The organism is Lysobacter sp. N42 (genome assembly GCF_004344885.1).
Genome location: NZ_SKFB01000001.1, coordinates 283,027 through 297,024 on the forward strand (window position 1 = coordinate 283,027; position 13,998 = coordinate 297,024).

Genomic DNA, 13,998 nt, shown 5'->3' on the forward strand with positions numbered 1-13,998 from the left:
AGAAAGAAAATGACTAGAACGAAACTAATATCTATTGTCGCGTCGGTGGTCGCTCTTTTGATTGTATTTTCTATTCTCGCTGGAATGTGGGTGCCAAAAGTTGACTCGACAAATTTGGCGGAGCAGCGCACTGAGGCACCTGAAACAATGCGTTTAACGCTTACAACCTCTCCTGAATATCGTTATTTCAGTGGTCAGGTTTACCCTCGTCAAACTTCGTCCTTGTCTTCGCGTATTACCGCGCGCGTGGCCGAAGTTTTGGTGAACGCGGGAGACTCAGTGCAAGCTGGAGATGTATTGCTAAGGCTCGAGAATGACGACCTAAGTGCCCGAGTGCGTCAACAGCAACAAGCTTTAGCTGCTGCTCAGGCTCGTGTAAATGAAGCGCGAACAAGCTTCCAGCGTGTAGAGGCTTTAGTGGCTGAACGCTTACTTCCGCAGGCTGCTTTAGATGAGGCAAGGGCATCGAAAGATACTTCTGAAGCAGAGCTAAACGGCGCGAGAGAAGCTTTGAGTGAAGCCCAAACGAGCGAGAGCTTTAGTGTTATTACCGCACCTTATAGTGGCATCATTAGTGAGCGGAGCGTGTATACCGGTGATATCGCAACTCCTGGAATGCGCTTAGTAAGTATGTATGCGCCAACTAGCTTGCGGTTAGAAGTTCACGTAAGTGAGTCAATCTTAAGTGAGTTACAGCTTGGTGATACGTTAACTGCTGACCTGACGGCTATCGACGCGTCAATGCGTGCCGTAGTAACCGAGATTGAACCGGCAGCCGACCCAGGCTCACGAAGCTTTACCGTGAAGTTGGAGTTAGCAGATACCGCAGGGTTATACCCGGGGATGTATGGGCAAATCAGCGTCGTCAACCAAATGAGTGAGCAACTTTGGGTGCCAAAAGCCTATGTTTTAACCATTGGACAGTTAGACTACCTCGACGTATTTAGCGACGGTCGAACCGAGCGCCGAATAGTGAAGCTTGGCGAGGAGTTCCAGAGGGAGTCGGGTGAGTATGTTCAAGTATTATCTGGCGTTACTGCCGGTGAGTCGGTTGTCATACCTTGATCTTCTTGGGTAGGTTTTCCCGCTGCAATTCGGGCTAGTTCGTCGCACCTTTCATTTTCAGGGTGCCCTGAATGACCTTTCACCCAGTGCCATGAAATATGGTGGCGTTCAGTCGCTTTGTCTAAACGCTGCCATAAATCTGCATTTTTTACAGGTTTCTTCTGGCTGTTTTTCCAACCCTTTTTCTTCCAACCATGTATCCATTGAGTAATACCTTGGCGAACATATTCGCTGTCGGTCCATAACTCTATATGACAACTTCTTGTAAGCGTTTCTAACGCAACTATTGCCGCGAGAAGCTCCATGCGGTTGTTGGTGGTTAAATGAAACCCTGCGCTGAGTTCCTTGCGGTGTTTGCCGTATACTAAAATTGCGCCATAACCACCGGGGCCAGGATTACCTAAGCAAGAGCCATCTGTATATATAGCGACTTCTTTTTTCCCGAATTCTTTTTCCTGACCCATGGAAGCTGATACCATTCATTATTATTTGTGAAGAGTATACTTGGCGAAATCAGATGACTCAATTCGAAAGCCCAAGCCGGCAAATTATTCTGGACACCGAAACTACGGGTATAAACCCAAAAGACGGCCACCGCATTATTGAAATTGGCTGTGTTGAGATGATTGACCGGAAGTTAACGGGTAATCACTTCCACGTTTATATCAACCCTGAACGAGTTGTTGAGCAAGAAGCAATTAACGTTCACGGTATCACGAATGAGTTTTTGGAAGATAAACCTGTATTTGCTCAGGTTGCCTCTGATTTTATTGAATTTATAAAAGGGGCGGAACTTGTTATTCACAATGCCCCGTTCGATGTAGGCTTCTTAGATCATGAGTTTTCGCTATTAAGCCCTGCTCCAGGTGAAATTGCTGACTTCTCTACCGTGTTCGATACTTTGGTATTTGCCAGAAAGCAATTCCCAGGGCAACGAGCCAGTCTAGATGCTCTGTGTAAGCGATATGACATCGACAACTCTCACCGTACCTTGCACGGCGCTTTACTCGATGCGGAAATTCTAGCTGAAGTTTATCTTTTTCTTACAGGAGGACAACGTAAACTAGGGTTTCAAGGTGCACAAAGTGAATCAGATTCTGATGATGCACAAGCGATAGTGAAGCTAGATTCTAACCGCCCGAAATTAAAGGTTTTACGTGCTTCTGCCGAAGAAGATAAAAGACATCAAGAATACCTCGAAGGCTTGGCCAAAAATGGAGAATGCATTTGGTCACAAATAGAATCAGTTTCAGAGTAAAAGAACTTACCAAAGCTGCCGTTAATGGCTTAGCTTTGGTGTTTTGTTGTGCTTTTTTAGGCGCTTTCCCTGTAAATGCACAATCAGACGAGATGAATGAGAACGACCCAAGACGGGCGTTCACGCTGTTAGAACAAGAGCCTCGCCAACAACTCCCATTAGAAAACGACCGCTTCCGTATAGACTACGAAGTTGATGAAATAATTCTCGTATTTTTTCGACTCCCAGACACTGCACCTGTTGTTCTCACACGCCCTGATGGCAGTAAGTGGTATGCTTCTCGTCACCCGCAGGGAGAAGTAACTTGGCACAGCGGTCATGACTTTGACATGATTCGTATTCGAGAGCCCATGCCTGGTCCTTGGCAAGCTACGGGAATGATCAGGCCGAACAGTCGCGCAATGGTCTATACCGACGTACAGTTGCATCCGGAAGACTTCCCAGAACTGGTTTTTGTGGGTGAGCGTTTGCGGCTAGAAGGGCATTTAACCGAGAACGGTGAACCTGTTTCTCAGCTCGACTTTCGTAGTGCGATAAAGCTGGAAATTAAGATGCAAAGCACGAATAACCCGAACTATGACAACTTCGGGCAGCCGCCTTTGCCTGTAGGAGAGTTTTTAGATGATGGCAGGGGAATGGATGCTGTGCCGCGAGACGGAACTTTCACGGGGCAGTTTGAGTTAGATATTGCGTCTGGTGAGTATATTCCTACGTTTTATGTAGAAACACCGTTACATCGTCGAGTTGTGGAAGGCGACGTAATGATGGTTCGACAAGTACCAGTACGGCCTAGAATGGAAGTTTCCGATGAGGAAGGTGAACCTCACCGCATGTTTTTCACAGTGGATGAAGAATATGTTCGTTTAGACGATATTGTAGTGTCTGGTCGTGTCGATTTTCCAAATGGTGAAACAGAGAACATTGCCCTAAGCACAAGGCAGGGCGACGAGCTTTATGCGGAAATCCCAAGCTATACCTTCGGTGTTTTCGAAGTTGTGATGCGTTTAAGCGCTACCGATGTTAATGGTAGAGAGTTCCAATTGAATATTCCTCCATTTGATTTTCGAGCTCAACCGCCTGCGCCACCAGGACCTACCGCAGCTGAAATTGCGGCTGCGGAAGCTGCCGAACAAGAGCGTATCCACCAACAAGAATTGGCGGAAATAGAAGCTGAAAGGCAAAAAGTTCAGAACCGAATTATATTGGTGGTTGGCATCAATTTAGGGATTGTAGCTCTCTGGAGTATCTATATTTTAATTCGTCCCAGTGCAAGTAAACGGAAATTAAAAGCAGCAAAAAAGAAGAAGAAAAAGAAGGATAAAAAAGGAGCAGAAGACGAGATGACAGAGCTTTAATCTCGATATTCGCTGCAAAGATAATCAATTAGCACGAGATTATAGAAAAAGGGGTTGACTAGCCATGCCCTTACTCGTATTATCCTCGCCGCATTGAGGGACACCTTCAAAGCACAAGTAACGTGGAGCGGTAGTTCAGTTGGTTAGAATACCGGCCTGTCACGCCGGGGGTCGCGGGTTCGAGTCCCGTCCGCTCCGCCACTTACTTTTTCGCTTTCCTCTCTTAGATGCAAATTCCAGTGTGGAGCGGTAGTTCAGTTGGTTAGAATACCGGCCTGTCACGCCGGGGGTCGCGGGTTCGAGTCCCGTCCGCTCCGCCACTGCTGGAAGACTTACCGTTGGAGCGGTAGTTCAGTTGGTTAGAATACCGGCCTGTCACGCCGGGGGTCGCGGGTTCGAGTCCCGTCCGCTCCGCCATTTTACGAATCCTCTGTAAGCTCACTATATTCTATGGCTTTGTTTTTGCCCGATTGTTTTGCGGCATACATGGCTCTGTCTGCGTATCGAATCAATAGTTCTGGGTCTTGTGCATCGTCAGGGAAGTTGGCCATACCGATACTTGAAGAAACTCGCACCTTGTTACCTTGTATGTTCACTGGTTGCTGTAAGTACTTTTGAAGCCTTTCAATAAGAGGGTGATAAGCGTTGTCAGACTCATGATTGAGAAGCACAATAAACTCATCCCCACCGATGCGTGCGACAGTGTCGCTTTTGCGAACACTCGTGCTGAGCCGTTTGGCAACAACTTCTAATAGATAGTCACCAGCTGCATGACCATAAGTGTCATTTACCGGCTTGAAATCGTCCAGATCAACGTAGACAAGGGTAAGTGTATTGCCGCTGCGTTTAGCTGCTTCAACCGCCATGTATAGCCTGTCGTTGAGCAAGGTTCTATTGGGTAAGTTAGTGAGTGGATCGTAGTGAGCGAGTTGCTCTAAGCGTTCTTGTTGCTGTTTTAGCAGTGTTACGTCACTAAAAATACCCACAAACTGTTCGATGTTTCCGAGATCGTCATACACCGCCGAGATCGTTTTTCTCTCACAATATATGCTCCCATTCTTCCGACGATTCCAAACTTCACCTTGCCATAAACCGTCATGAAGTAGGCTTTGCCACATATCGGTGTAGAATGCTTTTTCATGCTTACCAGAGGATAAGATACTCGGTTGTTGCCCAATAATTTCATCACGGCTATAGCCTGTGATTCGAGTGAATGTAGGGTTTATTTCAATAATGGTGCCATCGACACTAGTGACCATAATTCCGTCATGGGTGTTTTTGAAAACGCTAGAGGCGACTTTCAGGTCTTTCTCGGCTTCTTTTTCATCGGTAATGTCCATGATGTAACCATGCCAAACCAAATTTCCCGAGGTTTGCTTTTCTGGTCTAGCTTCACCCCTTACCCAGCGCTCACCTTTCCCCGGTAATAAAACTCTGTATTCTTGACGCCACAGGGTGAGTTGTTTACCCGATAAATCGATAGTGTTTAACACTGTATCTAAGTCATCGGGGTGAATCTGGGCTGCTGCGTTCCAAGCGTCTTCCCGGGCTTGTTCAGGAGATACCCCATAAATATCTTTAATATGTGCAGAGGAGAAGGGGAAGTACATGTGCCCATCAGGTTCTTTCACGAATTGATAGAGCATACCAGGAACTTGCTTAGTAATTTGGTTGAGCAACTTTTCGCGCTCTTTCAGTGCGTACTCCCACTCTTTTCTCTCAGAAATGTCGGTATGGAGACCGAGCATCCGCGCGGGGTTTCCATCTTCATCCCACTCTACAACTTGACCACGGCAGGCTATCCAAAGCCAGTAATCGTCCGCATGGTAAAACCGAAACTCGGTGTCTAGTTTATCTCCGTCAATTTTAAGAGCTTCTCTAATGAGTGCCTCGGTTCTTTTTAAATCGTCTGGGTGAACTATAGACTGCCATTTGCTGTAAGAAATGAATGGAAACTCACTACGTTTCATTCCCAGCATGTCGTAATTGGTGGCGCTCCAATATATTTCATTGGTTTTTATGTTCCAGTCCCATAAACCGTCCCCTGTCGCTTGTAGTGTGAAGCGAAGCCGTTCCTCTTGTTCTTCTAATTTTTGCTGAGCTTCCATTTCTGAGGTAATGTCGCGCCAAACCCCATACACACGCGTAGTCTTTGAGTTCTCATCCTGAATAATGCGCATCTCGTCACGTATCCAGTGATAAGTTCCATCTGCGAATTTCCAGCGATATTCGTAAATTAGATAACCTTGAGTGAGCAGGGCTTCGTTGGCTTGGCTCTCCACTTGTCTATCGTCGGGGTGTATTTGCTCACTCCACCAGCCTTTTTTTAGTACGGTTTGCTCGTTGTAACCGGTGATGTCCTTAATATTTTCACTCACCCAGTCGGCTACAGGCTCTTTCTCGTCAACATACATGGTGTAGAGCACTGTAGCGTTAGCACTTTGAGTTAAACGAGAGCTGTGCTCTGTAAGATGAGACTTGTCCGTGTTTTGCATATTTTATTCCGGCAACTGCTTCTTAGGACCTTGACCTATTTATGTGTAGCATGAATTTCTATTGTTTGCTTTTACGAACCTGCAACTTGAGGCACAATAGTGAACTTATTTTTAGATTTCAAACAGCCATGGGTGTGTTGTAACAGGCCCTAAATGCTTATCGGTTTATAACTATAAAAATCAAATGAAAACATCTCCTTTTGTACATCTACATATTCACAGTGACTTCTCGATGCGAGACGGTTTGCAGAAAGTAAAACCGCTTTGCGCTGAAGTTGCGAAAGCAAACATGCCGGCCATGGCTATAACCGATGAGATGAATTTATGTGGACTTGTGCGCTATTACCAGAATGCTCGAAGTGCAGGCATTAAACCAATCGTAGGCGCTGATCTTCGGGTTATTTTTGACGACTGGCCAGATGAAGCTTTGCGTATCACTGCATTGGTGATGAACGACGAAGGCTACAAAAACCTGAAAATTCTTATTTCAGAGGCTTATTTAAAAGGACATCGCTTGGGCTACCCTTGTGTCGACCAAGAATGGTTGAGTAGATACAACGAAGGGCTAATTATTTTGTCTGGCGCTCAATTCGGTGACGTTGGACAAGCTATTCTGAAACGTAATAGGGAAGCGTTGCAGCGCTCAATATCGTTTTATCAGACCTATTTTCCTGACCGTTATTATCTCGAGTTAACACGCACCGGAAGACCTGGTGAAACCGAGTGCGTTAATGGCGCAGTAGACATCGCTGCCGAATTTAACTTACCGGTAGTGGCAACTAACGATGTTGCGTTTATTAATAGTTCGGACTTCGATGCGCATGAGATTCGTGTAGCTATCCATGATGGGTATACGTTAGCTGATCCACGCAGACCCAAAAAGTATACGGAGCAGCAGTATTTGCGTTCCGCTGAAGAAATGGTGGAATTGTTCTCTGACCTTCCAGAAGCTATCGAAAATACGCTGGAGATTGCGAAGCGTTGTAACTTAGAAATTCGATTAAATGAGTACTTCCTGCCTCAGTTTCCCACAGAGGGTATGTCTGAACCTGACTTTTTAGTGAAAAAATCAGAGGAAGGATTAGAAGATCGACTCAGACAACTATTTCCTGACGAGGCTGAAAGAGCAGAAAAAAGACCTCCTTATGACGAAAGGTTGAAAATTGAATTAGATGTAATCAATAGCATGGGATTTCCTGGTTACTTCCTTATCGTGATGGAGTTTATTCAGTGGAGTAAAGACGAAGGGATTCCAGTAGGGCCGGGTCGTGGTTCAGGAGCAGGATCTCTGGTCGCTTATGCGCTTAAAATTACAGATTTAGACCCACTTGAGTTCGAACTACTATTCGAGAGATTTCTAAACCCAGAGCGGGTTTCCATGCCCGACTTCGACGTCGACTTTTGTATGGACCGCCGTGATGAAGTTATCGAGCACGTAGCAGAACTCTATGGTCGAGACGCAGTTTCGCAAATCATTACTTTCGGAACCATGGCAGCAAAAGCAGTAGTGCGCGACGTGGGTAGGGTGTTAGGACACCCTTATGGTTTCGTGGATCGAATTTCCAAGCTTATTCCCGGCACTCCGGGAATGACTCTTGAGGGCGCATTTGAAGAAGAACCGCGGTTACCCCAGCTATACGACTCTGACGATGAAGTTCGCGAAGTGATCGATATGGCGCGAAGGTTAGAAGGGGTAACTCGGAACGCTGGTAAACACGCGGGTGGCGTAGTTATATCTCCGACAACAATAACTGACTTCTCGCCGCTTTATTGCGATGAGGAAGGGAATTATCCAGTTACCCAATTTGATAAGAACGATGTTGAAACAGCAGGTTTGGTTAAGTTTGACTTCCTCGGTTTAAGAACGCTAACCATTATTCAATGGGCTGTGGATATGGCCAATGAGCGTTTACAGCGAGAAGGTAAAAAGGCAATCAATATAGAGTCCATACCTTTAAATGACTCTCGTTGTTACGACGTTCTGAAACGCGGAGAGACAACCGCTGTATTTCAGCTTGAATCTCGCGGCATGAAAGAGCTTATTAAACGTCTGCTGCCAGACATTTTTGAAGATATTATCGCATTGGTTGCTCTATTCCGTCCTGGGCCATTGCAGTCAGGCATGGTCGACAACTTTATTGACCGAAAGCACGGGCGCGAAGAGATTTCTTATCCCGACAAGACTTGGCAACACAAATGCCTAGAGCCAATTCTACAGCCGACCTATGGCGTTATTTTGTATCAAGAGCAAGTTATGCAGATTGCGCAGGAAATGGCTGGGTACACTCTGGGGGGGGCCGACCTATTACGCCGAGCCATGGGTAAGAAAAAGCCAGAAGAAATGGCAAAGCAGCGTGAAGTGTTTCAAAGTGGTGCTGCAAATAACAATATAGACCCCGAGCTTGCGATAAAAATATTCGACTTAGTAGAAAAGTTTGCTGGTTACGGGTTCAACAAATCGCACTCTGCAGCATATGCGTTGGTGGCTTACCAAACGTTGTGGATGAAGGTGCATTTCCCGGCAGAATATATGGCTGCGGTTATGTCTGCTGATATGGATAACACGGACAAAATAGTTACCCTGGTGGATGAATGTGACCGCATGGGCATAAAAATACTGCCACCAGACGTTAATGCAGGCAAATACAAGTTTAGCGTTAATGAAGAGCAGCAAGTAGTTTACGGCATCGGCGCTATTAAAGGGGTGGGTGAAGGCCCGATCGAGAGTATTATAGCTTCTCGTACCGAAGGCGGGCCTTTCGTAGACTTATTTGATTTTTGCCGTCGTGTGGACCTTAAGAAACTTAATCGCCGAGTTATGGAGCGACTTATAAAGGCGGGTGCGCTGGATAATTTAGGGCCACATCGTGCTGCGCTTATGGCAAACCTTGAAAAAGCCATGCGTCAAGCTGATCAGGAAGCGCAAGCTGCTGCTGTAGGACAAGCAGACCTATTTGGGATGTCTGATGATAGCGCCGACAACGAAGCTAAAGGTGGTAACTTTGATGAAGTACCGCGTTGGCAGGAGTCAGTATGGTTAGACGGTGAACGTGAAACCTTGGGGCTTTATTTAACCGGACACCCGATTAATCGTTATGTGTCTGAGCTGAAGTACTATACTCAATTGAAGCTAAAGGACATTGCAGACGCGCGAAAGGGTGACCAAGTTGCTGTCGCAGGCTTAGTTCTTGATGTACGAGCGATGGTGAATAAGAAAGGTCAGCGTTGGGGGCTTGTGACCTTAGATGACAAGTCCGCGCGAATCGATGTAAAGCTGTTTAGTGAAGCATTTGAAGCGTGTGAAGCTTTGTTGCAAAAGGACGCGGTTATATGGATGCGCGGAGAGGTCGGCTTTGATCATTTCAATAGCACGAATACAATGACCGCCAATGAAGTTCTTACGATAGAACAAGCACGAGCACAGTTTGTCAAACGGTTGGCAATCTCGTTAGACTGTGACGAGGTTTCTGAAGATCGCAAACGACCGAATGAAACACGGGTCGACCGTTTATTGAAAGCGATAAAGAATGCACCGCGAGGTACTTGCCCAGTTCTTATGCATTGTAGCATTGAAGGTGCTGTTGGCAGCTATCAGGTAGGGCCTAATTGGTATATTGAGCCACTAGACGATGTGGTTTACGAGTTAAGCCTATTAGTAGGCGAGCAGAACGTACAATTTGAATTTGAATCTTAGGCGGAAAGCGTAAGCATGAATCAGAATTTTTTGGAATTTGAGCAGCCTATTGCAGAGTTGCAAGCGCAAATTGATGAACTTCAAGCCGTAGGCGCAAAAGGCGGCTTGGATATCGATTTAGAGTCGGAAGTTAAACAGCTGAAAAAGAAACGCGGTGAATTAGTGAAGAAAATTTTCTCTAATTTGTCGGCGTGGCAGGTGGCGCAACTGGCTCGTCATCCATTGCGTCCATATACCCAAGACTACATTAAACATATTTTCACTGACTTTGATGAGCTTGCCGGTGACCGCGCATATGCTGACGACAAAGCTATTGTGGGTGGTGTTGCTCGTTTAGACGACTCTCCAGTGATGGTGATTGGTCAACAGAAAGGGCGTGAAACGAAAGAAAAAGTGAAACGTAATTTCGGTATGCCAAAACCAGAGGGCTATCGAAAAGCCATGCGTCTTATGGAAATGGCGGAGCGCTTCAACATGCCTGTAGTCACCTTTATCGATACTCCGGGAGCCTATCCAGGTATTGGCGCTGAAGAACGAGGCCAAAGTGAGGCTATTGCGCGAAACTTGAAGATTATGTCGAGGCTTACTGTTCCTACTGTTTGTACGGTAATCGGTGAAGGTGGTTCTGGAGGTGCTTTAGCTATCGGTGTGGGCGACCGCGTGAACATGCTGCAATACAGTACTTATTCAGTTATTTCTCCTGAAGGTTGTGCATCTATCCTTTGGAAAAGCGCAACGAAAGCTGAGCTTGCCGCTGAAGCTATGGGTGTTACAGCACAACGTTCGTTAGAGCTTGGTTTGGTTGACGCTATTATTGAAGAACCCGTCGGCGGAGCTCATCGAGACCATGAAGAAATGGCGATGCGGGTAAAGCGCCAATTGCGCGAAGACTTAACGTCATTAAAAGAGTCTTCAAAGCAAGAGCTGCTCGAGAAGCGATATCAAAAACTTATGAATTTTGGTTACTGCTAATTGTTAGAAACAGCTTTTTACCAATCCTTTGACAGATTAATGGCGCAGCTGCAGCTGCGCCCAGGGCAACAGGTTGTTGTTGCTTTAGGTGGCGGAGCTGACTCTCAGTCGGTGTTAGCTTTGTGCGACCAATTCAGAAAACTTCATCCAGAATTCCAATATCTCGCAATTCACTTAGACCATGCATTTCACGAAAACTCGCCACAATGGGCAGAGTTTTTGGCTAAGGACTGTAAGCGACGAAATTTTCCGACGCATATTGAGCCATTACGCGTTCCTCAAGGGGCTCGAATTAGCAAAGAAGCAGCGGGTAGAGAAGCTCGTTACCGTCGACTTGCTGAGCTTACTGAAAATGATGCAGTTATTCTGTTGGGGCAACATCGCTCAGACCAAGCGGAAACCTTTTTATTGCAACTAAAGCGCGGTGCAGGACCAAAAGGCCTCTCGGCGATGGCTGTAACCGCTGACTTTACCGCAGAAAGAACATTAGCTAGGCCACTACTTGAGTTTACCAAAGACGAGATCTACGACTTTGCAAACCAATTCGAATTATCGTGGATTGAGGATGACACCAACACTGATACGTCGATTGATCGTAACTTTTTGCGTCATGAAATAATGCCCCGTTTAAAAGCCCGTTGGCCGAGCATAGAGAAAACTATAGCGCGTTCTAGCGAGCTTTGTGCGGAACATGAGGCTTTGCTGCAAGAGCTTCTAGAAGATGAAATGAGGCAAAGGGTAAATGATGACAATAGCTTGAGTTTACTCGATTGGGCTTCACTCTCGGAGGCGAAGCAAAAAGCGATTATTCGTATTTGGTTAGAGCAGTTGGGGGCAACGTTACCGTCACAGTCGATTATGCATGAATTAATGGCTCAACTTGCCCGTTTCCCCCAAGGAAAGGTTGGAGTGCGTTGGGCAAGCTACCAAGTTGTTCGCGTCAAAAAATCGTTGGTATTGCAGCACAACGATTAGTTGGCAAAGCAAATCTTATTTTTACCGCTTAATTTAGCTTCGTAGAGTGCTGTGTCTGCGCGGTTGAGTAAAACTTGTTCTTCTTCAGGTTTGTTTGACATCAACGCAGCCCCAGCGCTGCAGCCGATATTATATTCAGCAAGCATAGAGTCATGCTTCATGCCGAGCTGTATACGTTCAAAAACCTGAGATGCACTTTTCTCGTCTGCATCTTTCAGTAGCAGTACAAACTCGTCTCCGCCATATCTAAATATTTCGTCGTAGCCACGCAGTTGCGCCTTAGCGGTGCGGGCGAAACGTTGCAGAATTCTGTCGCCAACGAGGTGCCCAGCGTTGTCGTTTACTGCTTTGAAACCATCTAAATCAAGAATAACGATTAAGTATGGGATGTCGAAACGCGCTTGACTGGCTTTAGCACGAACAATGGCTTCTTCCATCAGCAAGCGATTACCAACCCCTGTCATGTGGTCGTGCATAGCCTGCCGACGCACTCGCGCATACCGCATTGCATTACGTAGCGGAAAAATAAGTTTCTGGTGGTATTGATTGAGCTTCTTAATATCGTTAGCACTAAAGCCAGATGCTTTGCTGTATACCAGTTGTCCTAGATACTCGCCGTCAGCGTATATTGCTGCGCTATGTTGAGGTTGCTGCTCGACATAGCCAAAAACCGCAAACACTAGTTCGTCGGCAGCGAAAGTTAAGCTACTAATTTGTAGTGTTTGCTGCACTTCTTTACCGTATAGAGCGAGGAGTTGCTCAATGTCTAGTGTGGTTTGCAACTGCTCAGCAAGCTTTCCTCGCTTTTGGAAAGTTTCCGAGCAGGCAAGTACCTGAACCGTATTTTGTTCTTTCTGCAATTCAATAGTTACCACGTTCTTTACCTCTATGGAGGAATTGATGTGGCAAATAAAGCAAATTACGTGCCTATATGCTTAAGTCTTTGTTATTCATTTAATAATTCATCGCTTACGGGGTGCTTTAATGAGCTTCTTTACAAAAGAGGCAAAATATTGCCAATTATTCGACAGGCTTTCCGCCTAGCTCTAAAAATGGGTGAATTTCTTCGCTTTGCTTCATTGCATCTTGGTAGCCCAACTCAATGAGTTCACGGCAATATTCTTTTTCGAAGAGTAAGTAACTAATTAAGCTCGACGGTGTGTCGCGGCTAACACCGAGTATGCTTAATACTCGGCGAACCGCTTTAGGCATGCGTTTGTAATGGCGGTGCGCTATTTCGTTAAAGTCATGGGCAGAATGGATGAGCTGCGAGTCGATACGCCGCAATGTTTCATGAGGCACACCCGCTTGCTCCAGCTGGTGTGTTGTTTTATTGACGCGTTCAAGGCGCTCCAAGTCCGAATTTAGGGTGTCGGCAAAAATAGTATCGAGTAAATGACCGGCAATAGCACCGCCACTGGGTGGCTCGGTTGAAATGGTTTTAGATTCTATTTGCGGTTGCTCTAAGCCAATAACTAGGATTTTGCTGGCGCCCAAGTGAACTGGTGCACTCAACGGTGCCATTTGGTGAATAGAGCCGTCGCCATAGTAGGTTTGATTTACACGTGTGGCAGGAAACAACAAAGGAATAGCTGAAGAAGCCATTAAGTGCTCTGTATTTAATCTTACGCGTGTACCTCTGCGCTTGGCGCGCAACCAGTTTTCATACTGTGGTATGCCCTCAAAAAAGCTTACCGACTCACCTGTGCTATAAGACGATGCCGTCACGGACACTGCGCGTAGATGTCCATTATGAATATGACGATCAATGCGCTTAAAGTCGATGACTTCGGAGAGTAATTCGCGAAGCGGTTGGTTGTTAAACAAACTTGGCGAGTTACGTCTTACACTATCTTGTTGGAATAAGTGACCAATACGACTGAATAATTGCCCAAATATCGCAGAGTTACTGCATTGGTAGACTTGCTCGGTAGTGAAGTTGCTCCACACATGCTCTAAGCGCTTAACTGACAAACGAAAATTAGAGGCGTAACAGGCAAGGGCTGTGGCGTTTATAGCGCCTGCTGAAGTACCACAAAGAATTCTAAAAGGCAGAGGGTGCGCGCGCGGAACCATGGCTGCAATACCTTTCAATACACCAACTTGGTATGCAGCTCTGGCACCACCGCCAGTTAAGAGTAATGCAGGTTCCCTCGATGAAATCATAGCGTTCTGGCAGCCTTA

10 protein-coding genes and 3 tRNA genes are annotated in these 13,998 nt (G+C 46.1%); 9 read left to right on the top strand and 4 right to left on the bottom strand.

Annotation, left to right across the window (positions count from 1 at the left end; all coding sequences use genetic code 11):
* Positions 1-9 precede the first annotated feature (9 nt).
* The gene (locus EYQ95_RS01470) at positions 10-1,065 is read left to right on the top strand and encodes an efflux RND transporter periplasmic adaptor subunit (RefSeq protein WP_111914558.1); all 1,056 of its coding nucleotides are present in this window, start codon (positions 10-12) and stop codon (positions 1,063-1,065) included.
* On the opposite strand, the gene rnhA is transcribed toward EYQ95_RS01470, so the two are convergent.
* Entirely contained in the window at positions 1,017-1,529 is a 513-nt protein-coding gene (gene rnhA, locus EYQ95_RS01475; protein WP_111914557.1) for a ribonuclease HI, read from the bottom strand. The two genes, EYQ95_RS01470 and rnhA, sit on opposite strands and share 49 nt — an antisense overlap.
* Before the next feature lie 53 nt (positions 1,530-1,582).
* Between rnhA and dnaQ the strand changes: the two genes are divergently transcribed.
* The 5 genes from dnaQ (at position 1,583) to EYQ95_RS01500 (ending at position 4,095) form a co-directional block, all read left to right on the top strand.
* Complete coding sequence (gene dnaQ, locus EYQ95_RS01480; protein ID WP_111914556.1) at positions 1,583-2,323, top strand: DNA polymerase III subunit epsilon; 741 nt, start codon at positions 1,583-1,585, stop codon at positions 2,321-2,323.
* A complete protein-coding gene (locus EYQ95_RS01485) occupies positions 2,287-3,678 on the top strand; it encodes a TIGR03503 family protein (RefSeq protein ID WP_111914555.1) in 1,392 nt (463 codons plus the stop codon). The genes dnaQ and EYQ95_RS01485 overlap by 37 nt, the downstream gene beginning before the upstream one ends.
* Positions 3,679-3,802: 124 nt before the next feature.
* Positions 3,803-3,879, top strand: a tRNA-Asp gene (locus tag EYQ95_RS01490).
* 42 nt (positions 3,880-3,921) lie between these two features.
* Positions 3,922-3,998: transfer RNA gene (locus EYQ95_RS01495), tRNA-Asp, on the top strand.
* Between the two features lie 20 nt (positions 3,999-4,018).
* A tRNA-Asp gene (locus tag EYQ95_RS01500) sits at positions 4,019-4,095 on the top strand.
* 2 nt (positions 4,096-4,097) lie between these two features.
* Here EYQ95_RS01500 and EYQ95_RS01505 read toward each other — a convergent pair.
* Complete coding sequence (locus EYQ95_RS01505; RefSeq protein ID WP_111914554.1) at positions 4,098-6,173, bottom strand: bifunctional diguanylate cyclase/phosphodiesterase; 2,076 nt, start codon at positions 6,171-6,173, stop codon at positions 4,098-4,100.
* Positions 6,174-6,357: 184 nt separating this feature from the next.
* Between EYQ95_RS01505 and dnaE the strand changes: the two genes are divergently transcribed.
* From dnaE to tilS, 3 genes are read left to right on the top strand one after another with little or no spacing between them, the layout of a single operon-like run.
* Positions 6,358-9,867 (top strand): DNA polymerase III subunit alpha, encoded by a 3,510-nt coding sequence (dnaE, locus tag EYQ95_RS01510; protein ID WP_111914553.1) that lies wholly within the window; start codon positions 6,358-6,360, stop codon positions 9,865-9,867.
* 15 nt (positions 9,868-9,882) lie between these two features.
* Positions 9,883-10,839 (top strand): acetyl-CoA carboxylase carboxyl transferase subunit alpha, encoded by a 957-nt coding sequence (accA, locus tag EYQ95_RS01515; protein ID WP_111914552.1) that lies wholly within the window; start codon positions 9,883-9,885, stop codon positions 10,837-10,839.
* Positions 10,840-10,878: 39 nt separating this feature from the next.
* Entirely contained in the window at positions 10,879-11,814 is a 936-nt protein-coding gene (gene tilS, locus EYQ95_RS01520; protein ID WP_126266337.1) for a tRNA lysidine(34) synthetase TilS, read from the top strand.
* On the opposite strand, the gene EYQ95_RS01525 is transcribed toward tilS, so the two are convergent.
* Both EYQ95_RS01525 and EYQ95_RS01530 read right to left on the bottom strand, forming a co-directional pair.
* Positions 11,811-12,689, bottom strand: a complete 879-nt coding sequence (locus EYQ95_RS01525) for a GGDEF domain-containing protein (RefSeq protein ID WP_111914550.1) — start codon at positions 12,687-12,689, stop codon at positions 11,811-11,813. The two genes, tilS and EYQ95_RS01525, sit on opposite strands and share 4 nt — an antisense overlap.
* A 145-nt stretch (positions 12,690-12,834) precedes the next feature.
* Positions 12,835-13,980 (bottom strand): patatin-like phospholipase family protein, encoded by a 1,146-nt coding sequence (locus EYQ95_RS01530; protein ID WP_111914549.1) that lies wholly within the window; start codon positions 13,978-13,980, stop codon positions 12,835-12,837.
* Positions 13,981-13,998: the final 18 nt, after the last annotated feature.